The 26,534-nt window shown below is 32.8% G+C and carries 25 protein-coding genes; 17 read left to right on the top strand and 8 right to left on the bottom strand.

The window, feature by feature from the left end; genetic code table 11:
* Positions 1 to 396: 396 nt before the first annotated feature.
* The 4 genes from ASC72_RS09570 to ASC72_RS09555 all read left to right on the top strand — a co-directional run bounded on the left by ASC72_RS09570 (position 397) and on the right by ASC72_RS09555 (position 4,012).
* Positions 397 to 1,143, top strand: coding sequence for an electron transfer flavoprotein subunit beta/FixA family protein (locus ASC72_RS09570; RefSeq protein WP_056190197.1), 747 nt, complete (start codon positions 397 to 399; stop codon positions 1,141 to 1,143).
* Between the two features lie 143 nt (positions 1,144 to 1,286).
* Positions 1,287 to 2,255: an electron transfer flavoprotein subunit alpha/FixB family protein gene (locus tag ASC72_RS09565; RefSeq protein WP_056190195.1), complete on the top strand. Its 969-nt coding sequence runs from the start codon at positions 1,287 to 1,289 to the stop codon at positions 2,253 to 2,255.
* Positions 2,256 to 2,419: 164 nt separating this feature from the next.
* Positions 2,420 to 3,043 carry a bifunctional nuclease family protein gene (locus ASC72_RS09560; RefSeq protein ID WP_056190192.1) on the top strand — a complete coding sequence of 208 codons (624 nt, stop codon included), beginning with the start codon at positions 2,420 to 2,422 and terminating at the stop codon, positions 3,041 to 3,043.
* Positions 3,044 to 3,160: 117 nt separating this feature from the next.
* Entirely contained in the window at positions 3,161 to 4,012 is an 852-nt protein-coding gene (locus tag ASC72_RS09555) for a thymidylate synthase (RefSeq protein WP_056190190.1), read from the top strand.
* A 33-nt stretch (positions 4,013 to 4,045) separates the two neighbouring features.
* On the opposite strand, the gene ASC72_RS09550 is transcribed toward ASC72_RS09555, so the two are convergent.
* The gene (locus ASC72_RS09550; protein WP_056190188.1) at positions 4,046 to 4,342 is read right to left on the bottom strand and encodes an isoamylase early set domain-containing protein; all 297 of its coding nucleotides are present in this window, start codon (positions 4,340 to 4,342) and stop codon (positions 4,046 to 4,048) included.
* A 247-nt stretch (positions 4,343 to 4,589) separates the two neighbouring features.
* Between ASC72_RS09550 and ASC72_RS09545 the strand changes: the two genes are divergently transcribed.
* The 4 genes from ASC72_RS09545 (at position 4,590) to ASC72_RS09530 (ending at position 7,461) form a co-directional block, all read left to right on the top strand.
* On the top strand, positions 4,590 to 4,934 hold the full coding sequence (locus ASC72_RS09545; RefSeq protein ID WP_056190186.1) for a 2TM domain-containing protein: 345 nt from the start codon (positions 4,590 to 4,592) through the stop codon (positions 4,932 to 4,934).
* A 10-nt stretch (positions 4,935 to 4,944) separates the two neighbouring features.
* Positions 4,945 to 5,427 (top strand): dihydrofolate reductase, encoded by a 483-nt coding sequence (locus ASC72_RS09540; RefSeq protein WP_056190185.1) that lies wholly within the window; start codon positions 4,945 to 4,947, stop codon positions 5,425 to 5,427.
* A 590-nt stretch (positions 5,428 to 6,017) separates the two neighbouring features.
* Positions 6,018 to 6,749: a bifunctional demethylmenaquinone methyltransferase/2-methoxy-6-polyprenyl-1,4-benzoquinol methylase UbiE gene (gene ubiE, locus ASC72_RS09535; RefSeq protein WP_056190183.1), complete on the top strand. Its 732-nt coding sequence runs from the start codon at positions 6,018 to 6,020 to the stop codon at positions 6,747 to 6,749.
* A gap of 1 nt (position 6,750) precedes the next feature.
* Entirely contained in the window at positions 6,751 to 7,461 is a 711-nt protein-coding gene (locus tag ASC72_RS09530; RefSeq protein WP_056190181.1) for a porin family protein, read from the top strand.
* Positions 7,462 to 7,470: 9 nt separating this feature from the next.
* Here ASC72_RS09530 and ASC72_RS09525 read toward each other — a convergent pair whose 3' ends face one another.
* Complete coding sequence (locus tag ASC72_RS09525; RefSeq protein ID WP_056190179.1) at positions 7,471 to 8,199, bottom strand: RNA methyltransferase; 729 nt, start codon at positions 8,197 to 8,199, stop codon at positions 7,471 to 7,473.
* Between the two features lie 37 nt (positions 8,200 to 8,236).
* On the opposite strand from ASC72_RS09525, the gene ASC72_RS09520 reads away from it, so the two are divergent.
* From ASC72_RS09520 to accD, 3 genes are all read left to right on the top strand, one after another.
* Positions 8,237 to 10,810: a BamA/TamA family outer membrane protein gene (locus ASC72_RS09520; RefSeq protein WP_056190177.1), complete on the top strand. Its 2,574-nt coding sequence runs from the start codon at positions 8,237 to 8,239 to the stop codon at positions 10,808 to 10,810.
* 59 nt (positions 10,811 to 10,869) lie between these two features.
* Positions 10,870 to 11,937, top strand: coding sequence for a class II fructose-bisphosphate aldolase (gene fbaA / locus ASC72_RS09515; protein WP_056190175.1), 1,068 nt, complete (start codon positions 10,870 to 10,872; stop codon positions 11,935 to 11,937).
* A 109-nt stretch (positions 11,938 to 12,046) separates the two neighbouring features.
* Positions 12,047 to 12,901 (top strand): acetyl-CoA carboxylase, carboxyltransferase subunit beta, encoded by an 855-nt coding sequence (gene accD / locus ASC72_RS09510; protein WP_056190173.1) that lies wholly within the window; start codon positions 12,047 to 12,049, stop codon positions 12,899 to 12,901.
* A 78-nt stretch (positions 12,902 to 12,979) separates the two neighbouring features.
* Here the strand turns inward: accD and ASC72_RS09505 are convergent, their stop codons facing one another.
* Positions 12,980 to 13,873, bottom strand: coding sequence for a cupin-like domain-containing protein (locus tag ASC72_RS09505; protein WP_056190171.1), 894 nt, complete (start codon positions 13,871 to 13,873; stop codon positions 12,980 to 12,982).
* Between the two features lie 94 nt (positions 13,874 to 13,967).
* The gene (locus ASC72_RS09500; protein WP_056190169.1) at positions 13,968 to 15,215 is read right to left on the bottom strand and encodes an ABC transporter permease; all 1,248 of its coding nucleotides are present in this window, start codon (positions 15,213 to 15,215) and stop codon (positions 13,968 to 13,970) included.
* A gap of 165 nt (positions 15,216 to 15,380) precedes the next feature.
* Here ASC72_RS09500 and purH point away from each other — a divergent pair, with 165 nt between their 5' ends.
* The 6 genes from purH to rodA all read left to right on the top strand — a co-directional run bounded on the left by purH (position 15,381) and on the right by rodA (position 22,622).
* A complete protein-coding gene (purH, locus tag ASC72_RS09495; protein ID WP_056190166.1) occupies positions 15,381 to 16,907 on the top strand; it encodes a bifunctional phosphoribosylaminoimidazolecarboxamide formyltransferase/IMP cyclohydrolase in 1,527 nt (508 codons plus the stop codon).
* A gap of 55 nt (positions 16,908 to 16,962) precedes the next feature.
* Positions 16,963 to 17,991: a rod shape-determining protein gene (locus ASC72_RS09490; RefSeq protein ID WP_026983887.1), complete on the top strand. Its 1,029-nt coding sequence runs from the start codon at positions 16,963 to 16,965 to the stop codon at positions 17,989 to 17,991.
* 110 nt (positions 17,992 to 18,101) lie between these two features.
* The gene (gene mreC, locus ASC72_RS09485) at positions 18,102 to 18,926 is read left to right on the top strand and encodes a rod shape-determining protein MreC (RefSeq protein ID WP_056190163.1); all 825 of its coding nucleotides are present in this window, start codon (positions 18,102 to 18,104) and stop codon (positions 18,924 to 18,926) included.
* Positions 18,919 to 19,425, top strand: coding sequence for a hypothetical protein (locus tag ASC72_RS24510; RefSeq protein WP_056190160.1), 507 nt, complete (start codon positions 18,919 to 18,921; stop codon positions 19,423 to 19,425). Before mreC ends, ASC72_RS24510 begins: the two co-directional genes overlap by 8 nt.
* Entirely contained in the window at positions 19,422 to 21,371 is a 1,950-nt protein-coding gene (mrdA, locus tag ASC72_RS09475; RefSeq protein WP_056190158.1) for a penicillin-binding protein 2, read from the top strand. Before ASC72_RS24510 ends, mrdA begins: the two co-directional genes overlap by 4 nt.
* Positions 21,372 to 21,386: 15 nt before the next feature.
* Positions 21,387 to 22,622, top strand: coding sequence for a rod shape-determining protein RodA (gene rodA, locus ASC72_RS09470; protein WP_056190157.1), 1,236 nt, complete (start codon positions 21,387 to 21,389; stop codon positions 22,620 to 22,622).
* A 197-nt stretch (positions 22,623 to 22,819) separates the two neighbouring features.
* On the opposite strand, the gene ASC72_RS09465 is transcribed toward rodA, so the two are convergent.
* The 4 genes from ASC72_RS09465 to ASC72_RS09450 all read right to left on the bottom strand — a co-directional run bounded on the left by ASC72_RS09465 (position 22,820) and on the right by ASC72_RS09450 (position 26,514).
* Complete coding sequence (locus tag ASC72_RS09465; protein ID WP_056190155.1) at positions 22,820 to 23,500, bottom strand: DedA family protein; 681 nt, start codon at positions 23,498 to 23,500, stop codon at positions 22,820 to 22,822.
* Positions 23,501 to 23,632: 132 nt separating this feature from the next.
* On the bottom strand, positions 23,633 to 23,974 hold the full coding sequence (locus ASC72_RS09460; protein WP_056190153.1) for a heavy-metal-associated domain-containing protein: 342 nt from the start codon (positions 23,972 to 23,974) through the stop codon (positions 23,633 to 23,635).
* A gap of 41 nt (positions 23,975 to 24,015) precedes the next feature.
* Positions 24,016 to 26,022 (bottom strand): TonB-dependent siderophore receptor, encoded by a 2,007-nt coding sequence (locus ASC72_RS09455; RefSeq protein ID WP_056190151.1) that lies wholly within the window; start codon positions 26,020 to 26,022, stop codon positions 24,016 to 24,018.
* Between the two features lie 93 nt (positions 26,023 to 26,115).
* Entirely contained in the window at positions 26,116 to 26,514 is a 399-nt protein-coding gene (locus ASC72_RS09450) for a hypothetical protein (protein ID WP_056190149.1), read from the bottom strand.
* Positions 26,515 to 26,534: the final 20 nt, after the last annotated feature.

Genomic DNA, 26,534 nt, shown 5'->3' with positions numbered 1-26,534 from the left:
CTTCGCTGCTTTTAACTTTTAAAATTTTATTGTGATATTTACGAAATCGATATAATTGTGGTTATTCCGTACATAAAAACATTTTTCAGACAAACTCTGGCTTATTTGTTTAATTCTGATTTCAGCAAATTCCATCGTAATAACGAAATAAATCAAAAAGTAGTATAAATTGCCTTTAAGTTTAACAGTTGTTCAATGAAACACTATTGCAAAATTCCTAAGAATCAGACTAAATAACTGAATTTTCAATTTCATATTCCAACAAAAGCACTTTCAAATTCCATAATCTTCGAAAACGTAATAGTTTTTAAAAAATATTATGCATGCATAGTATATTATTCCGATTTTAATTTCTAAATTTGTCAAAGCATATTATAAATATCAAAATATATACTTATGAAAATATTAGTTTGCATCAGCCATGTGCCTGATACTACTTCAAAAATTAACTTCTCCAATGGTGATTCAGAATTCGATACCAATGGTGTACAATATGTAATTAATCCTAATGATGAGTTTGGTTTAACACGTGCAATTTGGTTTCAGGAACAACAAGGAGCAACTGTAACTGTTGTGAATGTTGGAGGTCCTGATACAGAACCAACTTTGCGTAAAGCATTGGCAATTGGTGCAAACGAAGCTATTCGTGTAAATGCTAATCCAACTGATGGTTTTTTTGTTGCAAAACAATTAGCCGAAGTAATTAAAAACGGAGGTTACGATCTTGTAATTGCCGGAAAAGAATCTTTAGATTATAATGGCGGAATGGTTCCTGGAATGATTGCAGGAATTTTAGGTTCTAACTTTTTAAACTCTTGTACTTCATTAACAGTTGACGGAAGCAATGTAAAAGCAGTTCGTGAAATCGATGGTGGAAAAGAAACTGTTAGTACTACTCTGCCTTTAATTATTGGTGGACAAAAAGGTCTTGTCGAAGAAAAAGATTTGCGTATTCCAAACATGAGAGGAATTATGACAGCAAGAACAAAAGCCCTGACTATTCTTGAGCCAGTTGACGCTCCTGTAAATACAAAAGCAGTGAAATTTGAAAAACCAGCTCCTAAATCAGCAGTGAAATTAGTTTCTCCTGATAATTTAGATGAGTTAGTTAATTTATTACACAACGAGGCTAAAGTGATTTAAGATTGTAGAGTTTAGATTTTAGATTGCATTCGGCAAGGTAAAATCTAAATTAAACATTTGATTCACTTCAAATCTAATCAATAATCTTTTTAGGTTTCATTTTCAAAAAATCTGAAATCTAAAATCTAAAATCTAAAATTATCATGTCAATATTAATATATGCAGAATCTGCAGAAGGAAAATTTAAAAAAGTAGCTTTTGAATTAGCTTCTTACGCTAAAAAAGTAGCAGAATCATTAGGAACAACCGTAACGGCTTTAACTGTAAACACGAGCGATGTAAGTGAATTGTCAAAATACGGAGTTGATAAAGTTCTAAAAGTAAACAACGATAAATTAGCAGGTTTTACAGCTAAGGCTTACGCCGATGTTATAAAACAAGCTGCTGAAAAAGAAGGAACAAAATTAGTATTACTTTCTTCTACAACAGATAGTATTTATCTTTCATCATTAGTTGCAGTGGCGCTAAATGCAGGTTTTGCTTCAAATGTTGTTGGATTGCCAGTTAGCACTTCTCCATTCCAAGTAAAAAGAAATGCTTTCTCAAACAAAGCTTTCAATATTACTGAAATCAGTACAGATGTAAAAGTTCTTGGTTTAGCTAAAAACTCTTATGGAATTTTCGAAAGCGCAGGATCTGCAACTGAAGAAGATTTTAATCCATCTATTGGAGACAATGACTTTGGTGTAAAAGTAGAATCTGTAGAAAAAGTAAGCGGAAAAGTTTCTATCGCTGATGCAGATGTAGTAGTTTCTGGTGGTCGTGGATTAAAAGGTCCTGAAAACTGGGGATTAATCGAAGATTTAGCGGCTGTATTAGGTGCTGCAACAGCATGTTCTAAACCAGTTTCTGATTTGGGATGGAGACCTCACAGCGAGCACGTTGGACAAACAGGAAAACCAGTTGCAACAAACTTATATATTGCAGTTGGAATTTCAGGAGCCATCCAGCATATTGCCGGAATCAACTCTTCAAAAGTAAAAGTAGTAATCAATAGTGATCCTGAAGCACCTTTCTTTAAAGTGGCTGATTATGGTGTTGTGGGAGATGCATTCGAAATTGTACCAAAATTAATTGAGAAATTAAAAGCTTTTAAAGCTCAACATTCTTAATTTAAAATTCTCTATAAAAATATAGCTGCCTAAAAACAAGATAATCGTATCTTTGTTTTAGGTAGCTTTTTTGTTCCATATTTTTTGATTAAAATTGCACCTTTATTTTTCAATCAAAAAAAGTATTAAAATGCGGCATTAATTGCCCTTTTTTACCCACATATATGAGTCTAGTAAAATTGTCCATAAAAGGAATTTCATACAGTCAAACTCAAAATGGCGCTTATGCTCTAATTTTGAATGAAGTTGATGGTGAAAGAAAATTACCAATTGTTATTGGTGCTTTTGAAGCCCAGTCGATTGCTATTGCCTTAGAAAAAGAAATTAAACCTCCTCGTCCATTAACGCACGATCTATTCAAAAACTTCGCTGAAAGATTTGATATTGTTGTAAAACAAGTCATCATTCACAAATTGGTTGACGGTGTTTTTTATTCAAGTCTAATCTGCGAAAGAGATAAAATCGAAGAAATTATTGACGCCAGAACTTCTGACGCAATTGCTTTGGCACTCCGATTTAATGCTCCGATTTTCACTTACAAAAACATTTTGGACAAAGCGGGAATTTACTTAAAATCGAATACTGCTGACACCGATTCCGGCGCTCAGGAAATTGACGACGTTCTTTCTAACCCGGAGACTTTTGGTCATGAAGAAGAAAGCAATCAATCTGGTGATGTGTATGCAAAACATACTTTACAGGAACTAAATGAGCTTTTAGATCAGGCCGTTTCTCAGGAAGATTATGAAAAAGCAGCAAAAATTAGAGACGAAATATCGAAAAGATAATTTTAAGGCTATACGCCGTAAGCTTTAGGCTGTAAGCGTAAAGCGTAAAACATAAAAAACAAGCTACAAGCAATTAGGAAAAAGCCTAAAGCTTATAGCCTAAAGCTTAAAGCAATCATGAAGCAATACTTAGATTTAGTAAAACATGTTTTAGAAACCGGTTGCCAAAAAGGAGACCGAACAGGAACAGGAACAAAAAGTGTTTTTGGTTACCAAATGCGTTTTGATTTAAGTGAAGGTTTCCCAATGGTTACGACCAAAAAACTGCATTTAAAATCTATCATTTACGAATTGCTTTGGTTCTTAAAAGGCGATACCAATATTAAATACCTTCAGGAAAACGGAGTGAAAATTTGGGATGCCTGGGCAGATTCAAATGGAGATTTAGGTCCTGTTTATGGTCATCAATGGCGCAATTGGAATAGCGAAGAAATTGATCAGATTTCTGAGTTGATTACAGAACTAAAAACAAATCCAAATAGCAGAAGAATGCTGGTTTCAGCCTGGAACCCATCTGTTTTGCCGGATACAAAAAAATCATTTGAAGAAAACGTAGCCAATAACAAGGCAGCTTTACCTCCTTGTCATGCCTTTTTTCAATTTTATGTTTCGAGTCCCGATGTTGAAAAAGGTGAGATAAAAGGCAAACTTTCTTGTCAGTTATACCAACGAAGTGCTGATATATTTTTAGGAGTTCCCTTTAATATTGCTTCTTATGCATTGCTAACTATGATGATCGCTCAGGTTTGTGATTTAGAGGCAGGCGAATTCATTCACACCTTTGGAGATGCACATATTTACAACAATCACATTGAGCAATTAGAGCTGCAATTAAGCCGTGAGCCAAAACCATTACCAAAAATGATTTTAAATCCAGAGATTAAAAATATCTTTAATTTTGATTATAACGACTTCACACTTTTAGACTATGAACCACATGCGGGCATAAAAGGAAGTGTTGCTGTATAAATAAAAAAAATCCGCTCACATTAAGCAGATTTTTTATACAACTAAAACACTATTTTCGCTTCCGGCAAAGTCATTCCATTTATAAGAATCAGCTTCGGGATCATTTACATACAATCCGTCAATTACATATTTGAACTCATAAATCGCATCTTTCACTAAGTCATAAGTTGCTTTAAAAGTTCCGTTTTTTAACTTGCTTAAAGTCCCTTCTTCCGGATTCCAATTGTTAAAATCTCCAACTACAGCAGCTGAATTTGCATCTTTAGCTTCCACAGAAAATGTAACTTTACACACTGGTTTTGTTTTGATAAATTGTTTCTTTAGAGACATAACTATTTAGTTTTTAGATTTATACACCTAAATTACAGAAAATCAACTGAACATTCAATAGCCACCTTACCGATTTATGATAATAGCAAAAACAACTATTTTTTTTAGGCTTATTAATAATTTAAACCCCCTAAAATTTTGTGTTTCTCATTTATCATTCACCTGAATACAAATATTCTACACTCAAAAATACTATGATTTCAAAATAAATTCTAACTTTATAACCTTATTATTCATTAATTGTCTTATGGAAAAAGAAGTGCACGAACAATACGAATACGCCCGAAGAAGACTTAGACAAAAAAAAATTCTATATTTCCATTTTGTACTTTTTCTATTAGGCAGTTTATTTTTATTTATTGCGAACAGATTTTTTGGTTTTGGCGCTAACACAGATCAAAATTGGTGTATTTGGGGTATCACAATATGGTTTTTCATCTTCATTCTACACTTTATAAAAGTCTATATTACAGACCGTTTCATGAATAAAAAATGGGAAAGAGAACAAATTGACAGACTTGTTGCTTTACAGCAAAAAAGAATTAGTCAATTAGAGTCCAGAGTAAATGAGGATACTGATAATAAAATTTAGTTAGAATACCATGATTATAATGATAGCGGCTGTTGCCGAAAATAATGCTCTTGGGAAAAATAATGAATTAGTATGGCATTTGCCAAATGATTTCAAAAGATTCAAATCGCTTACAACAAATCATCATATTATTATGGGAAGAAAAACTTTTGAAAGCTTCCCAAAACCATTACCAAACAGAGTTCATGTTGTAATAACACGACAAAAAGATTACAATCCGGAAGGTTGTATTGTTGTTGATAGTATAGAAAAAGCGATTGCTGTTTGCCCTGAAAATGAAGATTCATACATCATTGGCGGAGGGGAAATTTACAATTTAGGAATGGAGCATGCGGATATATTAGAAATAACCAAAGTACACCATAGCTTTGATGCTGATGCTTATTTTCCTGAAATTGATAAAACCGATTGGCAATTAGTGGAATCTGAAGAAAATTTCAAAGATGAAAAACATCTTTATGATTACACTTACGAAACTTACATTCGACGATAAATAAAAAAACATCCTCTTTTGAAGGATGTTTTTTAAAAATGATTGATTTTTTTAGATCTGACTCTTTCAGGAAGTAGTTTTTGTAAAAATCACAAATGTCTAAACATTTGAATTAACTGAATAACATTTAAAGTTATTTGAGAATAAATCTCAAAAAGAGCCTTTAATAACAAATACCACTAAGATATTAAAGGCAAGAAAATTAAAATTTCCAAAAACAAATTTAATCCTAAGAACGTATTTTGCACTAATTTTAAAAAAACAGTATTGTGGTTTAAGACAACACTTTCAAAACTACTTACAAGAACAAATGAAATTACCAGTGCAAGAAAGTATTCATTTGATTTAAGTCATTTTATTCTACCAATCATTAAAATTTTCATCATTTTATCTTTAACAAAAGTGGCCATAAATCAAGAATTGCACAATACCCACTTTTAGTGATTTTTTGAAAATACCTACTTTTAGTGAGAAGCAAAAACACAACTCGGGTGTTTTCTAAAAAGCTTATTCTAAAACATTTGATTTACAAATTAAAAAACGCAATTACAGTTAACACAGTTTGTATTATATTTGCGTAAATAAAAAAAATGTCTGAAAAAATAACCCCATATAAAGACTCTTCTTTAGGTAAAAAAGAACAGGTTGCCCAAATGTTTGATAACATCTCTGGGAATTACGACAATTTGAATCGCGTAATTTCATTTGGGATCGACATTAAATGGCGAAAAAAAGTATTAAAAATCGTATCGGACACTAATCCGAAAATTATTCTTGATATTGCAACAGGAACTGGCGATTTAGCTATTTTAATGGCTCAGACTAAGGCTAAAAAAATCATTGGTTTGGATATTTCGGCAGGAATGCTTGAAGTTGGTAAGAAGAAAGTTGAAGATAAAAACCTTTCTAATATTATAGATTTAGTTTTAGGTGATTCTGAAAATATTCCTTTTGAAGACAATTACTTTGATGCCATTACTGTTGGTTTTGGAGTACGGAATTTTGAAAACTTAGAAAAAGGTTTTTCTGAAATCTTAAGAGTTTTAAAACCAGGCGGCGTATTTGTTATTTTAGAAACTTCAGTTCCGGATAAAACTCCATATAAACAAGGTTATAGATTTTACAGCAAAAATATACTTCCAATAATCGGAAAATTATTTTCAAAAGATAATTCGGCTTACGGCTATTTATCAGAATCTGCAGCCGCTTTTCCTTACGGAGAAGCCTTAAACAATATTTTGAGAAAAATTGGGTTTATAGATGTTGTGGCAATGCCTCAAACTTTTGGAGTTGCAACCATTTATTCTGCTTCTAAAAAATAGTATGAAAAAAACAGTAATCTTACTTTTATTAGTCTTATCGACAAAAGGATATTCGCAATTTGCTAAAAGTATGTTTAGCAAAGACCCTATAATCAATCTTGAAAACTGGCAAAAACAACGCCTGTATTTTGGTTATTATTTAGGTTTTAATAGTTTTGATTTTAAATTTGACTACAAAAATCCCGGTCCTGATATTCAGGTAAAAAAGACTACTGGTTTTAATGTCGGCGTTGTTGCCGATTTAAGATTGCATGAATATATTAATTTACGTTTTGAACCAGGTTTGTATTATACAAAACGTGATTTGTATTATCAAAATATGGCCTCAGAGCAAGATTACTTAAGAGAAGTAAACAGTACTTATATTCACTTTCCTTTGTTATTGAAATTCTCAGCCTTAAGAACTGGGAATATTCGTCCTTATTTAGTTGGCGGAATGTCTACTACATTAAATTTATCAAGCAATTCAAAATCGCAAGATGATAATTTTGAAGGAAAATTTAGAGTTAAACCCTGGACTTCAGCTTATGAAATAGGTTTTGGGATTGATATCTTCTCGGAATATTTTATTTTCTCTCCTTCTATCAGAGGTATGTTTGGAATTACTGACGAATTAATTCGTGATAACCCTGCAAAAGGGCCAAGTCCATGGACAGATAATATCGACTCCATGAAATCACGGGCAATTTTAATTAATTTCACTTTTCATTAAAACAAATTCTTAACTATTTCGTTTAAATTCACTAAGAATAATTGCTGTTGCGGTAGCTACATTTAAACTTTCCGTTTTTTGTAGTTCTCCAAACCTTGGAATTGAGATTCGGCTGGTTACTATTTTTTCAATTTCTGCTGAAATACCATTGGCTTCATTACCCATAATAATGATTCCGTTTTGAGGCAAACCTAATTGATAGATGTTATCACCGTCCATAAAAGTTCCAAAAATCGGTAATTTTGTTTGTGTGATAAAAGTTTTTAAATCAATATAGTTAACATTTACTCTGGCAATAGACCCCATTGTGGCCTGGACTACCTTTGGATTATAAATATCTACTGTTTCTTTAGAGCAAATGATTTGTTTGATACCAAACCAATCACAAAGACGTAAAATTGTTCCCAAATTTCCGGGATCTCTAATATCGTCTAGCGCAATGATTAATCCTGACTCGATTATTTTATTTTCGGCAGGGATTTTGAATACAGCCAAACAAGAATTTGGAGTTGCCAAAGCACTTATTTTTTTAAGTTCCTGCTCATTAACAAGAGTGCGCTTTGAAGACTGAACAGTCTCAAAATCATTTAAAGTCGTGTATAAATGCTCTAATTCAAAATTGGATTGCAACAATTCCTGAATTACTTTTACTCCTTCGGCAAAAAATAATTGATTGGCAAAACGTTGCTTTTTTTGATGCAAACCTGTTATAAGCTTTATTTGGTTTTTACTAACCATAAAATAATGTACTTTTGAATTAAATATTTTAGAACACTTGAAAAATAATTCCACAAAAATAATAGCATTTATTCTAATAGCAATATTTATTTGCGCTTGTGATGCTGTAAAAAGAGTTCCTGATGGAAAAAAGCTTCTTGTAAAAAATAATATTCTTGTTAATGGAAAGAATACCAATGATGAAACTGCATCAAATCAGATGTATCAAAAACCAAATGGTACTCTGTTAGGGTATAAATTGCGTTTAAATTTGTACAATTTAGCCAATTTAAATCCAGATTCTACTTATCAGGCAAAATTTAAAAATCATCCCGGTTTGTACGAGCGTCAGGCAAAATTTTTATCTGCAAAACAAGTGGACCGACTTGGACAATCATTTTTTTACAAAGGTTTCCATGAATTCTTAAAAAACACAGGTGAACCGCCAGTTATTATTGATACTACAAAAACAAAAAAATCTTTATTACGTTTGAAATTCTATTATTTCAATAATGGCTATTTTAATGTAAAAACTGATTACACAATTGATAGCATAGCGCCAAAAAAAGCGAGAATAAATTACAATATTATTACTGGTCCCGGCTACACTTTAGATTCTATCAGAACAACCATTTTAACTCCGGCTTTAGATTCCTTATATAAAACAAATCCGGAACCTTCAGTTTTAAAATCCGGAAAGCAATATAAAACTTCAGATTTTGAAGAAGAAAAAAATCGTATAACCACTTATTTCAGAAATCATGGTGCTTATTTCTTCCAGCCAACTTATATTACTTTTGATATAGATACAATTGGAAAAAAAAATAAGGCAGACATTAATTTAAAAATTAACAATAATAATATTCAGGAAAGAGATTCAAGCAGAACGGAACCATTTAAATTGTACAAAATAAGTGACGTCAATATTTATACTGATTATTCAGCGGCTAATGCAAAAAACAAAATAAACGATAGTACGACTTATAAAAACTTTAATTTGTACAGTTACAAAAAATTAAAATATAAACCGCGTGCCATTACTGATGCCATTTTTATTAATAAAGGAAGCACCTATTCTGACACAAGAACAACACTTTCATCACGTTATTTAAACAACCTGAAGATTTTCAATTATCCATCTATACAATATGAAGTTGATAAACGAGATTCAACAGCTCAGTCATTAATAGCGAATGTTTATCTGACACCAAGGAAAAAATATAGTTTCGGTGCCACCTTTGATCTTACACACTCCAACATTCAGGATTTTGGAATTGGAGCAAGTATTTCAGAAACGATCAGAAATGTCTTCAACAGAGCTGAAACATTAGAGATTTCAGCACGTGTAAATGTCGGATCATCTAAAGACATGGCCAATCCGAATGATAATTTCTTTAATGTTTCGGAATACGGAATTGACACAAAACTTAATTTTCCAAGGATCTTAATGCCTTTTGGGACAGAAAAAATTATTCCGAAAAGAATGATTCCTTCGACCACTATCGCTGCAGGTTTTTCAAAGCAGCGGAATATTGGTTTGGACAAAGAGAATTTTACTGGTGGATTATCTTACAACTGGTCTCCAAAGCGTTTAAATACTGCAAAGCTAGAAGTATTGAATGCACAATTTGTGCGTAACTTAAATCCGGATAATTACTTTAATGTTTATACTTCTTCTTATGATGAACTAAATAACATTGGTAAAGGCTATAATAACAACCCTCTCAACTGGGGAGATGTACCAGAAGAACAAGATAAAAAAAATCTAACTATTCCGAAGGGAACTACTGGCTTTACTAATGATGTTTTAACAGAACAGACAGCCTTAACACCAGCAGATGAGCAATATCAAGACGTAAAGAGTATAGAAGAACGAAGAGTTCGTTTAACTGAAAATGACTTCATTTTGGCTTCAAGCTATACGTTTACCAAAACAACAAAAAAAGATCTTGCAGACAATACTTTTTATCAATTTAAAGCCAAAATAGAATCAGCTGGAACTTTATTATCTGCTGTTTCGAATATAGCAAATCTTCAAAAAAACGTAAATGGCAATTATGAAATATTCAATTTGGAATATTCAGAATATCTTAAAACGGAGTTCGATTATATCAAACACTGGGATTTCGGAAAAGAGAAAGTTTTAGCAGTTCGAAGTTTTTTCGGAATTGCGATTCCTTTTGGCAATTCAGATTATATTCCGTTTTCACGAAGTTATTATTCCGGAGGCTCAAATGATAATCGTGCGTGGCAACCTTACTCATTAGGTCCGGGAAGTACTGATGCTTTGGATGATTTTAATGAGGCAAATATGAAAATTGCACTGAGTGCCGAATTCCGATTCAAAGTTTTCGGAGATGTTAAGGGAGCTATCTTTGCAGACGCCGGAAATATCTGGAATGTGCTCGATAATGTCACCGATGAGAAGGCAAAATTCTCCAACGTAAACGATTTAGCTGAAATTGCTTTAGGTACAGGATTCGGATTACGATACGATTTAAGCTTTTTTGTAATTCGATTAGATTTAGGCTTCAAGACTTATAATCCGGCACATGAGAAGGGAGACCGCTGGTTCAAAGAGTACAATTTTGGCCACTCGGTTTTAAATTTTGGTATAAATTATCCTTTCTAATGCTAATTAATTCTTATTTTTGCAACCTAAAAACCTAAAAACAACTAAAAAAAATTACAATGGCACACAATATTAAACCAGGAGTAGCTACAGGAGATCAGGTACAAGAGATTTTTAATTATGCGAAAGAAAAAGGATTTGCACTTCCAGCAGTAAATGTTACGGGGTCAAGCACAATTAATGGAGTTCTTGAAACTGCAGCGAAACTTAATGCGCCAGTTATCATTCAATTTTCAAACGGAGGAGCACAATTTAACGCAGGAAAAGGATTGTCTAACGCAGGTGAAAAATCAGCAATTGCTGGTGGAATCGCAGGAGCAAAACATATTCACGCATTGGCAGAAGCTTACGGAGCAACTGTAATTTTACACACTGACCACTGTGCAAAAAAATTATTACCTTGGATTGATGGCTTGTTAGATGCATCTGAAAAACATTTTGCAGAAACAGGGAAACCATTATTCAGTTCACATATGATCGATTTGTCTGAGGAGCCAATCGAAGAAAATATTGAGATCTGTAAAGAGTATTTAGCCAGAATGAGTAAAATGGGTATGACATTAGAAATCGAGCTAGGTATTACAGGTGGTGAAGAAGATGGTGTTGACAACTCTGATGTTGACAGTTCAAAATTATACACACAACCAGAAGAAGTAGCTTATGCTTACGAAGAATTATCTAAAGTAAGTCCTAAATTTACAATTGCAGCTGCTTTTGGAAACGTTCACGGGGTTTACAAACCAGGAAACGTAAAATTAACTCCAAAAATCTTAAAAAATTCTCAGGATTTCGTTCAAAACAAATTCAACACTGGACATAACCCGGTAGATTTCGTTTTCCACGGAGGTTCAGGTTCTACACTTGAAGAAATCAGAGAAGGAATCAGCTACGGAGTTATCAAAATGAACATTGATACAGATTTACAATTTGCCTATACTGAAGGAATTCGTGATTATATGGTTAAAAACATTGACTATTTAAAATCTCAAATTGGTAACCCGGAAGGTGCTGATGTTCCTAACAAAAAATATTATGACCCAAGAAGATGGGTTCGTGAAAGCGAAGTGACATTCAATGCAAGACTTGAGCAAGCTTTTGCAGACTTGAATAACGTAAATACACTTTAAATTTTAGATTTTTGAATTTAGATTTCAGACTTCTAAAAAGCCTGGAATCTAAGTTTTAAATCAGATTGAAAAATCTAAACTTTAAAATCTACATTCTAAAATTAAAAAAATGGCTTGGTTTAAAAGACAGGAAAAAGGGATTACAACCGCTACAGAAGACAAAATGGACGTTCCGAAAGGATTGTGGTACAAATCTCCTACCGGAAAAATTATTGATGCTGACGAATTAGCCAGAAACTTATTTGTTAGTCCAGAAGATGATTTTCACGTTCGAATTGGAAGCGCAACCTATTTTGAAATTTTATTCGACAATAATGAATTTGTTGAATTAGATAAAAACATGACATCAAAAGATCCTTTGCATTTTGTGGATACAAAAAAATATGCAGAAAGATTGAAAGATGTAATGGAAAAAACGCACCTTAAAGACGCTGTACGTACGGGAGTTGGAAAATCTAAAGGAAAAGAGCTTGTAATTTGCTGTATGGATTTTGCCTTTATTGGAGGATCTATGGGAGCTGTTGTTGGAGAAAAAATTGCAAGAGGTATTGATCACGCGATCAAAAACAAATTACCTTTTGTTATGATTTCTAAATCAGGTGGAGCTCGTATGATGGAAGCTGCTTATTCGTTAATGCAATTAGCAAAAACATCAGTAAAACTAGCTCAGTTAGCCGAAGCTAAATTACCTTATATTTCTCTTTGTACTGACCCAACAACTGGAGGAACAACTGCATCATATGCTATGTTAGGAGATATTAATATTTCTGAACCCGGTGCTTTGATTGGTTTTGCCGGACCACGTGTTGTTCGTGACACAACTGGTAAAGATTTACCAGAAGGTTTCCAGACTGCTGAATTTCTTTTAGAGCACGGTTTCCTAGACTTTATCACGCCTAGAAAAGAATTGAAAGACAAGATTAACTTGTATATCGATTTGATTCAAAATAATACGATTAGATAGTTTTAAACTTCTAAAAACATAAAAAAAATCCCAGAAAATATTTTCTGGGATTTTTTTTATGTTTTGTCATCTCAAAATCTAAGCCGCACTATTTTTTGGTCTGTTATTTTTTAATTCTTTTTCAGCTAGTTTAAAAGCTAGTTTCTCGCGCCATATCGCATAACGTTCTCTAAAAACTATTTTTATAGCACTATCTACTGCTCCATGCATGAATAAACTCCATACGCTGGCCATTTTTCGGATTATCGATCGATCCCATGCACGAAGACTCAGGGAAAAAGAACCGTCTACATAACGCATCCAATGCCACATTCCGGTTGGCATAAATAAGGTATCTCCGTGTTCCAGAAAAACCTCATAACCTTCGACACCTTTTAAAGCGGGGAATTTTTCAAAATCAGGATTGGCAACATCATAATCTTCTAAGGCATAAGTAGTATTTGGAACGCAATAAAGTCTTTTCTTCCATTTATAATCAAATAATATAATATGTTTTTTTCCTCCAAAGTGCGTGTGAAAAAGATGAGGTAAATCGATGTCATAATGCAAAAAGGTAAAAGCACTTGAGCCTCCAAAAAACATGGCGGGCATACTTTCTATAAAACCGCCCATTAATTCCTTAGGGATTTTCACGTCATTAATTAATTCGGGTCTGTGTTTAAAAAGATTGAAGAAAAAAATGCGTAATTGTGTTGGTTCTCTTTTTATTAAATCAAGGTAATCACCAAATTTCATAGTGGCTATAGAAGCATTAATTATTTTTGTAGGATCTGCTTTGGAATTATCAACTAGTTTCACCTCAATATCTCCTGCAATTTGCTTAAAATAATCCGTTGACCATTTTTCTCTTGCAGGCCAGTCTTTTGTTAATCCTTTTATAATTAAAGGTTTTCTCTTGTCTAAATAGTTTTTTTTAAAATCTTCTCTAGAAATAGACTCAACGGTATCGACGGGTTTCAAGTTAAAGCTCATTTATTTATTGATTTAAATTGCATACCTGCCAGGTAGGTATTTAATTATCTAGTCCTTTAAAAAAAATCACAATTAATAACACAAAAACAATGTACTACATTCCAGTTCGAATTGCCTCAACCGGATCCAAATTGGCTGCAGAAATTGCCGGAAGAATTCCGGATATTAATCCAATAATAGCTGCTAATGTAGTTCCTAAAATTATATTCCCAAAGCTTAAAACAAATTCGAAGTCAAGCACTTTCGTTAAAATCAATGCAATCCCCCAAACCATTAAAAGTCCGATTATTCCCCCAATTACTGAAAGGATTATGGCTTCAAATAAAAACTGAAATAATATAAAACGATTTTTAGCTCCGAGTGATTTTTGAATTCCAATTAAGTTTGTTCGCTCTTTAACCGAAACAAACATAATATTCGCAATTCCGAACCCTCCTACTAAAAGAGAAAATCCACTGATAATCCATCCAACAACATTCATCTGACCTAGAATCCCGTCAATAAAATCTGTAAATCCAGAAAGTACATTAACAAAGAAATTATCAATTTCACCGGCTTTCATACCACGAATAGCTCTTAATTTCTGTGCAACTTCAGCCTTGTAAGCATCCATATCGATTCCTTTCACAGGTTTTAATACAATTACCGGTGTCATCGCATCACTATCACCGTACATCCTACGCAAAAAATTGGCCGGCAAATAAACAGAGGTGTCATTACTATCTCCAAAAAAACCAGCTCCTTGTTTTGTCATAACGCCAATAACAGAAAAACGTTGTCCGTATAAGCGAATACTTTTTCCGATAGGATCATCAGAGCCAAAAAGTCCGTTTGCAATTTCATATCCTAAAACAATTACCGGCGATCCCGAATTCGATTCAGATTCGGTATAAAATCTTCCTTTATCAAAACTCAATCCGTCAATATCAACCATTTCATAAGAAGAAGGAACAATATTTACATCTGCAACAGTTTTCGAATCATACTTTAAACTTTCTCTATTTACAAAAAGCTGATACCCTACCTGTTCTGTATTATTTAAGGAGTTTTTCAAAGCGATATATTCATCATATTTCACATTTGGAAATTGTTCTCTTTTCCATTGTGGAATTTCAGAAGGCCCAAAGCAAAATTTCATTAAATAAATTGTATTTTTATCTAAGCTGCTCAAATCTTTAGAAATTTTACGATCGAGAGAATCAACGGCAGCCAAAACGGCAATAATCGAAAAAATACCAATTGTAACCCCTAACAACGATAATAATGTACGCAATTTGTTATTTCGCAAAGCATTTATGGCAAAGCTCAGACTTTCCTTTAATAATCTTAAATAAAGTAGCATATTTTCGTATTTTTCAATAAAGTAAAATTCAATAAATTAAAATCAAAAACCTAATAAAAGTTAACTTACTCATCAGTAGTTTTTTTTAAGATAATGTTACATTAATTTTCTTTAAAATAATATTTAAAAAAACTACTTTTGCAGTCTGAAAAACATAACTACACAATGAGCACAACAAAAAAAATTCAATCAGCATTAATATCTGTTTTTTCGAAAGATGGACTAGAGCCAATCGTTAGAAAATTGCACGAACAAAACGTAACATTATATTCGACTGGAGGAACTGAAGATTTTATAAAAAACCTTGGAATTCCTGTAGTTCCTGTAGAAGATATTACTTCATTTCCTGAAATTCTTGGAGGAAGAGTAAAAACTTTACACCCGAAAATTTTTGGAGGAATTTTAAATCGTCAGGATAATGAAAGTGATGTTCAGCAAATGAAAGAATTTGATATTCCTCAGATTGATTTGGTAATTGTTGATTTATATCCTTTTGAAAAAACGGTTGCATCAGGTGCAAGCGAACAAGATATTATTGAAAAAATTGATATTGGCGGAATTTCATTAATTCGTGCCGGTGCAAAAAACTTCAAAGACACGGTAATTGTAGCTTCAGTAAATGAGTACAGTTTACTTTTAGATTTGATTACAGAACAAAATGGAGCAACAACATTAGAAAACAGAAGATTGCTTGCTACAAAAGCATTCCATGTTTCTTCTCATTACGATGGTGCTATATTTAATTATTTTAATACTGACGAAACTATTTACAAAGAAAGCATTGCAGGTGGCCAAGTTTTAAGATATGGAGAAAACCCTCATCAAAAAGGATTTTTCTTTGGAGATTTTGACGCAATGTTCAAAAAAGTTCATGGAAAAGAATTGTCCTATAACAATTTGTTAGATGTTGATGCTGCGGTAAATTTAATTAATGAATTTAAAACTGACGGACCAACATTCGCTATTTTAAAACATAATAACGCTTGTGGTTTAGCTTCAAGAAAAACAATTAGCGAAGCTTATTTAGCTGCTTTGGCTTGCGACCCAACATCAGCATTTGGCGGAGTTTTAATTGCAAACACTAAAATCGACTTAGCTACAGCACAGGAAATCAATAAATTATTTTGTGAGGTTGTAATTGCACCAGGTTATGATGACGATGCAATCGCTGTTTTACAAGAAAAGAAAAACAGAATTATATTAATTCAAAATGAAGTTGAATTGCCTTCAAGACAAGTGAGAACATGTCTTAATGGTTTGTTAATTCAGGATAGAAATACTATTACAGATACTAAAGAGCATTTAAAAACCGTTACAACAACAGAGCCAACTGCTCAAGAGATAGAGGATTTGATTTTTGCTTCGAAGATTTGTAAAAACACAAAATCAAATACAATCGTATTTGCTAAAAACGGAACTTTAATTTCATCAGGAACTGGTCAGACATCAAGAGTTGATGCTTTGATGCAGGCTGTTGACAAAGCAAAAGCTTTCGGATTTGATTTAACAGGAGCTTCAATGGCGAGTGACGCATTTTTCCCTTTCCCGGATTGTGTAGAATTAGCTAAAAAAGCAGGAATTACCGCTGTAATTCAGCCTGGTGGATCAATAAAAGATGAATTAAGCATCAATTATTGCAACGAAAATAATCTTGCAATGGTATTTACAGGAACACGTCATTTTAAACATTAATTTGTTTAACTTTGTTCGATAATTATTTATAACATTTTAAACCCCTAAAAAACTTATGGGATTTTTTGATTTCATGACCGAGGATATTGCGATAGACCTTGGTACCGCAAACACTTTAATCATTCATAATGATAAAGTTGTTATTGATAGTCCGTCAATCGTTGCACGTGACAGAATATCAGGCAAAATCATTGCTGTTGGTAAGGAAGCCAACATGATGCAAGGTAAAACGCATGAAAACATCAAGACCATAAGGCCTTTGAAAGATGGTGTAATTGCCGATTTTGATGCTTCAGAAAAAATGATCAATATGTTCATTAAAAGTATTCCGGCATTGAAAAAAAGAATGTTTACTCCAGCTTTACGCATGGTAGTATGTATTCCGTCTGGAATTACTGAGGTTGAAATGAGAGCTGTAAAAGAATCTTGTGAGAGAGTAAACGGAAAAGAAGTTTACTTAATTCATGAGCCGATGGCAGCAGCAATTGGTATTGGCATCGATATCATGCAACCAAAAGGAAACATGATTGTTGATATTGGAGGTGGTACAACTGAAATTGCTGTTATTGCATTAGGTGGAATTGTATGTGATAAATCTGTAAAAATCGCAGGTGACGTTTTCACAAACGATATTGTTTATTACATGCGTACACAACACAACCTTTTTGTGGGAGAAAGTACTGCTGAGAAAATAAAAATTCAGATTGGGGCTGCTATCGAAGATTTAGATGGACCTCCGGAAGATATGTCAGTTCAGGGTAGAGATTTACTAACCGGAAAACCAAAACAAGTAGATGTTTCATATCGTGAAATTGCAAAAGCATTAGATAAATCAATTCAACGTATTGAGGATGCTGTAATGGAGACTTTATCTCAAACTCCTCCTGAATTAGCTGCCGATATTTACAACACAGGTATTTATTTAGCTGGTGGTGGATCTATGTTAAGAGGTCTTGACAAACGTATTTCACTAAAAACAGACTTACCTGTTTACATTGCCGAAGATCCTTTAAGAGCAGTAGTTCGTGGAACCGGAATGGCATTAAAAAACATTGCGAAATTTAAAAGTATCTTAATTAAATAAGATTCAAAATAATAACTAATATTTTTTTCATGAGAGTCAATGATCAAATTTGACTCTCATAAAATTTGAACCCATAAAGCATATCCTGAAACAAAATAACCAAACAAGAAATGCAGCAAATTTTTAATTTCATTATAAGAAACAGTAACCGATTGCTGTTTTTGCTGCTTTTAGGTATTTCGTTGGTTCTCAGCATTCAATCTCATTCCTATCACAGAAGCAAAGTAATCAGTTCAGCTAATTTTTTAAGCGGAGGTGTTTATGAGAAAATTAATCATATTAATGAATATTTGAATCTAAGAACTGAAAACGACGAACTTGTACTTGAAAACGCCAGATTAAAAAGTCTTCTTTTTAACAAAGAGGACACTACTAAAGTACCGCTGGCGGATAGCGTAAAAGGAGTAAAACCTGCTGATATTATTGTTTCAAAAGTAATTCATAACTCTTATAACAGACACGAAAACTATATTACGTTAAATTCCGGATCAAATGACGGCATTAAACCAGACATGGGAGTAATCAATAGTTTAGGAATTATTGGGGTTATAGACAATACATCACCAAGATATTCAACAGTGATAAGTATTTTGAATATGAAATCGCAAATCAACGCGAAGCTAAAAAAATCAAATCACTTTGGCTCATTGACCTGGAATGGAAAAAGTACAGGATTTGTTCAGTTAGAAGATGTTCCCAGGTTAGCTTCTGTAAAAAAAGGAGATACAATCGTTACAGGAGGACAGTCTGTAATTTTTCCTGAAGGAATTAATATTGGAACGGTAGATATTGTATACAAAAAAGAAGGTACAAGTTATTATGTTATAAAAGTTAAGTTATTCAATGATATGACAAATCTTGGACACGTATATATCATTAAAAGCAAGGACAGAGAAGAACTTATTAATTTAGAAAACAAGGAAAAAGATGAATAGCGCATTGTTAGTCAATATTTTTCGATTTATTATGTTACTGACAATTCAGATTGTTATTTTTAATAATATGAATTTTTTAGGATACATAAGTCCTTTTCCGTACATTCTATATATCATTCTTTATCCTGTAAACAGCAATCGATCCGGGTTGATAATTTCAAGCTTTTTACTTGGTCTTACTATGGATATGTTTTGTAATTCGGGAGGTATCCATGCTACTGCGTGTGTTATTCTCGCCTACTACAGACCTTATATTTTTAAATTTTCATTTGGACTGAGTTACGAATATCAGACGATAAAACTAAACGAATCCCTCACACCTGAACGCTTTTCGTTCATTCTGGTCTCTGTATTATTGCATCACATAATATTATTTATACTAGAAGCTTTTCAGTTTAAATTTATTTGGGATATTTTACTCAGAACTCTGTTTAGTACCATTTTTACCATAATTATTTCAATCATAATAATCTATCTTATTAAGCCCAATAAACGATGAGAAAAGTTTTGCTGCCCTCTTTAATTATTATCGCAGCATCTTTGCTGCTGATCAGGGTATTTTATTTGCAAGTTATTGATGATTCATTTAAATTAAAATCAGAAAATAACGCAATAAAAAAACAGTATGACTATCCTGAAAGAGGTTATATTTATGACAGAAATGGTAAATTATTAGTCGCCAATCAGGCTTCTTATGACATCATGGTTATTCCCCGCGACATTAAGAAAGACCTTAATGTTGATGAATTCTGTACTTTACTTAACATTACTAAAGAAGATTACGAAAAAAGAGTTGCTAAAGCGAGAGTATACAGCCCTCGTTTACCTTCTGTATTTTTATCACAATTAAACAAAAGTGAATTTGCTGCTTTTCAGGAGAAAATCAGAAAGTTCGAAGGATTTTATTTCCAAAAAAGATCACTCCGTGATTATGAAGTAGATTATGGCGCTAATATTTTTGGATTTATCACTCAGGTAAACGAAAAATTAATTGCGAAGAACCCTTATTACAATAGTGGGGATTTAATTGGAAAACAAGGTGTCGAAGAAAGCTACGAAGAAATCTTACGCGGTATAAAAGGTGTAAAATACATCCAAAAAGATAAATACAACCGAGAAATAGGTTCCTATAAAAATGGAAAATATGATACGATCGCTGTTGCCGGAGAAGACATAAATTTAACCATTGATTCTGAACTTCAAAAATACGGAGAGGAATTGATGATTAATAAAAGAGGTGGAATTGTTGCTATTGAACCTAAATCTGGTGAAATTTTAGCATTAGTTACTGCGCCATCTTATGATCCTGGTATTTTGGTAGGAAGACAACGATCTAAAAACTATACCCTTTTATATCACGATTCGATTGCAAAACCCTTATATGACAGAGGACTTCTGGCAGAATATCCTCCTGGTTCTCCATTTAAAATCTTAACAGGTTTGGTGGCGCTTCAGGAAGGCGTAATTAATGAGCAAACGACTTTCATGTGTCATCATGGATTTAGTTATGGTAGAGGCCGTTTTATGAAATGCCACGGTTTTGGTCCGCATCAATTGCATAATGGTATTTACAATTCATGTAATACCTATTTTGCAAATGCATACATGCTAACGATTAATAAATATTCAAATCCGGGCAAAGCTGTTGATGTGTGGAGTGATCACGTAAAGAGTTTTGGTTTAGGTCAGTTTATGGGATATGATTTACCAACAGGTAAAAAAGGAAATGTCCCAACATCTAAAACCTACAAGAAAATTTATCCTAATGGAGGTTGGAGAAGCACAACAATTATATCCAATTCTATTGGTCAGGGAGAAGTTTTAATGACGCCTATTCAATTAGCAAATATGATGGCAACAGTTGCCAATCAGGGTTATTATTATACACCTCATATCATTAAAAAGATTGAAGGAAAAAAAATTGATGCTAAGTTCACGACTAAACACGTTACAACAATTGATCAAAAATACTTTCCTCCTGTAATAAGCGGTTTATTTGATGTGTACAACAAAGGAACAGCTTACGCCCTTAGAGTAGAAGGTATTGATATTTGTGGAAAAACAGGAACGGCAGAAAACTTTGCTAAAATAAACGGAAAAAGAACTCAGCTTAAAGATCACTCTATATTTGTGGCTTTTGCTCCAAAAGACAATCCAAAAATAGCTATAGCTATTATGATTGAAAACGGAGGATTTGGTGCAACTGTCGCTGGTCCGATTGCCAGTTTGATGATCGAAAAATATTTGAGAAAGAAAATCACAAGAAATGATTTAGAAATTCGTGTTTTAAACAAAAGCCTTTTAAGCGAGTATGCTAAGGTTGGTGGTATAACGGCAGCGAGTGCAATTGAATCTACTCCAAAAGATTCTGTTATGAGAGCTAAAATTGTAAAACCGAAAGTAGAAGTCAAAAATATACCTGTAGACACCACTAAAGAAAACTAACAAAGATTATTTCAAATGAAAAATCAAAGTGTAAAAAATAACCTGGACTGGATAAGCGTTTTTATCTATATTGCCTTGGTGACATTAGGGTGGCTAAATATTTATTCATCATCACTATTATCGACTGAAGGAACCTATCAAAAGCAATTAATTTTCATTGGTTGTACTATACCTTTAATATTCGTTGTTCTTTTTGTTGATGGAAAATTCTACGAAAAATACGCCAGTATTATTTTCGGAGTTTCATTATTATCATTGGCAGGATTATTTGTATTCGGAAAAACGATTGCCGGACAAAGATGCTGGTATGCAATTGGAAGTTTCACATTACAGCCTTCTGAGTTTGCAAAAGCTGCAACTTCATTGGCATTGGCCAAATATTTAAGTGACACCCAAATAAATCTAAAAGACGTAAACAGGCAAGTTCAGGCTTTAGCAATCGTGTTTTTACCTGTATTATTAATTTTACCTCAGCCCGATCCTGGAAGCGCCCTTATCTACAGTATTTTTATTATCGTATTATATAGAGAAGGTCTGCCGTCATGGTATGTATGGACAGGTTTTATTACCATTTTATTGTTTGTCCTGACACTTGTTTTAGAACCTTATGTAGTTATACTAATCGCTTTAGGAGTATTAATGATTATTCATTTTAAAGGTAGAGTTGTAGACAGAAACATAATTTTAAGCGGATTAATATTAGTTGGGATTTCGGCTTTTGTTTTATCTGTAGATTACGTTTTTGATAACGTTTTTAAACAACACCATAGAGATCGTTTTAATATTTTATTAGGTAAAACAGTCGATATGAAGGGTATCGGATACAATACAAATCAGTCAGAAATTGCTATTGGATCAGGTGGCTGGGTTGGAAAAGGTTTTCTCGAAGGAACCCAAACCAAAGGTGGTTTTGTACCTGAACAGCATACCGATTACATTTTTACAACAGTTGGTGAAGAATGGGGATTTGCCGGGTCGTTTGTGGTAATTGCACTTTTTGTAGGTCTGTTTTTACGTGTAATATACTTAGCTGAGAGACAAAAAACAAAATTCAGCAGGGTCTATGGGTATTGTGTTGCTGCCATTTTATTCACACACTTTTTTGTGAATATTGCAATGGTTATCGGGATTTTTCCAACAATTGGAGTTCCATTACCTTTCTTTTCTTATGGAGGTTCCGGACTCTGGGGCTTTACTATTTTACTGTTTATATTCTTAAAAATGGATGCCAATAAAGTAAATGAATGGTAACAATTAAAAAAATTAATGTTTTCAACTGTGAGATATAATTTCGATTATGATCCCCACGGTTGAAACCGTGGGCTATAATTTAAATACTTTACATAAAATCGACTTGAGAAACTGTAGAGTCCCGCTTTAAGTTTCTTAAACATAAAAAAATCCTAAGTTTTATGAACTTAGGATTTTTTTATACTTGAATTTGTATTTTATATCTTTTCTATTGGTCTTTTCTTTAATAGCTTAAGCAAAACAGGAAAAGTAGATATAATAATTATAATTATGATAATATATTCTATATGTTCTTTTAGATCTATCCCATGCTCTAAAAAGACGCCGTATAAATAATGTCCTGAAAAAATTAATATAAAAGACCATAAAAAAGAGCTCAAAATATTATAGAACATAAATTTCTTTTTATCCATAGAAACAATACCGGCTATAATTGGAGCAAAAGTTCTAAAAATCGGTAAAAAACGAGCGTAAATTATTGCTTTTCCACCGTATTTTTCAAAGAAATCTTTTGATTGTAATAAGTACTTCTTTTTAAACCAAAAACTATCTTCTTTCTTAAATAAATAATAACCGCTTTTAGCACCGAACCAATAACCTGTCATGTTTCCTAAAACACCCATGATGGCCACTAGTGTTGAAAGTAAAAAAACATTTAAAAAATCATTAGGAATATAAAACACATTTTGAATTAAGTCACGACTGTAAATACCTGCTAAAAAAAGTAAACTGTCTCCGGGAAGAAAAAAACCAGCAAAAAGTCCTGTTTCAGCAAAAACGATAAACAGCACTATGTATAAACCAATTTGAAAACCACCGATACTTAAAGTTATATAAAATTCAGGGTTGACTAATTGAGTCCAATCAAAATTATTCATAAAATGAGTTTGGTTACATTTATAAGTTTGTGAAAGTAAGAATAATTTAGTTTAACCACAATAAATTACGGCATTTTAAAGATAAATTAACGATAAAGAAAGCCAAGCATTGGCTTGGCTTTCTAAAAAATATTAGTCTCTTTCGTACTTACAACACGTATGTAAATTATCGTAATCTGTTTGGGTTGCTTTTACCTCTTTTGTATCATGCCCTACTTTCGCAATGGCTTTGTTCAAATCCTCCGGTGAACTTTTTTCTTCATTCAAAATAACCGTCAACTGATGCGAACTAATATCCCAACTGGCAGTCTTAACTCCAGGTACACTAAATGCCGCTTTTTCGATACGCTTTTTACACTGTTCACAGTTACCGTTAACTTCAGTAGTATATTTTAAATTCTTATTTTTTTTAGTTTGAGCCTGAACTGAAAATCCTAAAAAAGCGATCATTGCAATTAAAATTAAATTCTTCATTTTATTATTTATTTAATGTTAGTGATATTGTTATTGTATTTTTATTTTATCTTGAACCGTAACCCTGCATAATACATTTGTCCAAATATTGGGGCATAAGCTACAGAGGCATCAAAGTTGGGACCAAAAGGATCATTGGCTCCTAAAATTGCTTTTTCCTGTTTATAATTTCCAATGTTTTCTCCTCCAATGTACACTTCAAAAACAGGTGAAAAAACTCTGGTAACCTGAAGATTCATCACAGCATATGAAGGTGAAAAATCCGGAAATTGATCTTCTACCGGATTTGATGCGGTATAGGGCAATTGCTGTTTTCCGGACCAATTAAAAGTATAATCAAACTTCCATTGTTTATCATTATTTAATGGAGTCTCATATTCTAAATTTCCTAAAAAACGGTGTTTGGCCTGAAGAGGACGCTGAAAAGTTCCTCTTAAATAATCTGTTTGGATATCATAATATTTGTAGGCCGTTCTCAAATTCAAATTATGAATTAACTCGTAATTGAATTCCAGTTGAAAGCTATTCGCAAATGAACTTCCTTTTAAATTATAAAACAAAACATCCTGTGGACTTTGCATCAAATCGACAACAGCCTGATTTTGGAAATCAGTTCTGTAAAAATCAAAACCAGCTTCGGCATTTTTATTAAAAAGTCTAAATTTCTGCGAAAAACTTACTCCATAATTCCATGCGATTTCAGGATTCAAACCATAAATTTTACCATTATTATCTAGTATTGTAAACGTTCTGGAACTAGCAAAAAGTTGTTGATTTTCGGCAAAAATGTTAGCTGAACGTTTTCCTCTTCCGGCAGAAAAGCGAATCACCCCGTTTTCCCATGGGTTATATCTCATGTGCAAGCGAGGTGTTACAAAAAAACCTAATCGATTATGATTGTCCACTCTTCCACCTAATATTAAACTGAAATTATCTGTATTATCATAAGTGTATTCAAAGAAGACTCCAATTGAGTTGTCAATTCGGCTATAGTCTGTTACGTTTACAAATTCCTGATATTGATCATAACTGAAATTTAAACCTGTTGTAAATTTGTGCTTCGTATTATTTATAATCGAATTGAAAATTAAATTCGAATAAAAACTATTCTGCTTAATATTATACAGATTCAAACCAAAATAAGAGTTCTGATTATGACTGTTAAAAGCATTTTGAAAACCAATACTCTGGTAAGGCATATCTTTAAAAACATACCCAATTTTAGTCGACACATCAAAACGTTCAGTATTAATTTCTGAACCCCAATGATTGGTTGTTCCCCGATCTCTATCTTTATCAAAATCAACTTCTCCGGTTTGTTTTTTATCATTCATATATCTGAAATTGATAAAACTCACCAAACCACTTTCGGGATTATAATATTGATATCGGTTTAAAACATTAATTTGTTTTCCTAATGGATTATCAAGAAATCCATCATTATTCATATCGTTTTTGGCTACACGAGTGTTTCCGTGAACGAATAAACTTGTCGCCCACTTATCAGATATTTTTTTATTGAAATGTGTATTCAATTCAAAACGGGCATCGGTAGATCCGTAAGCATTCAGAAAAAACGGAATATCGCTTAAGGGCTTTAAAAGCTCAGTGTTTATTTGTCCCGAAATACTTTCATAACCATTAATAACACTACCGGCTCCTTTGGTAATCTGAACACTTTCGATCCAGGTTCCGGGTGTAAAAGATAATCCATAAGCCTGAGAAGCTCCACGAACTGACGGAATGTTTTCTTCCGTAATCATTAAATACGGACTTGTTAAACCTAACATTTTTATTTGTTTGGTTCCTGTTAAAGCATCCGAAAAATTGACATCTATTGACGGGTTTGTTTCGAAACTTTCGGCCAGGTTACAACAAGCCGCTTTTAGTAATTCTTTACTTGTAATTACGGTTGTATTGGCAGTAAGTGTATAGGATTTTTTTATTCCTTTTTGCTTTTTAGTCACTTTTACTTCCTGTAAATCTTCTTGTGAAAAAACAGATACTGAAAGCAAAATCATACTAAAAAACATGATATTTTTTTGCATAAAAATGATTTTAATAGTAATTAGAAAACTGTTTAGAGAAACTAAAACAGTGCACTTCAAGCCACAAAAAGACTTGACTCTAAAACATTAAAATCAGGAGTAGAAAATATATTGGTTGTATAATTTGAATAAGGGGGGCGCATTCGCATCAGAGTAATACGAAGTGATTTGATTGCTTTTGAAATTTGGAACAGATAAAAACGCAATTGGTTTATACTCTTGAATTACTGGTGGAAAAGCAATTTGAAAAAAGAACATTTTAAAAGTAGCATTATCCGATTTCTTTTCGATATGCACTACTTTATCTTTACAACAAGATGATTTTTTCTCAGAAGATCCGCAGCAACTCTTTTCTGGAGATGCCGAAACAGACGTATTTAATGAGACAGAGGCAATTTCTCCTCCGCAATAATGCACATCAAAAGCAAACCCAATGTTGGAAACCAACAATAGGAACGCTAAAAATAATCCTGTGCACTTTTTTAAATTCATACTGCAAAACTATTTAAAAA

The organism is Flavobacterium sp. Root420 (assembly GCF_001427905.1).
Lineage (GTDB): Bacteria > Bacteroidota > Bacteroidia > Flavobacteriales > Flavobacteriaceae > Flavobacterium.
Note: the sequence above shows the minus strand (reverse complement) of the source record. Positions and strands in the feature narration are given on the sequence as shown.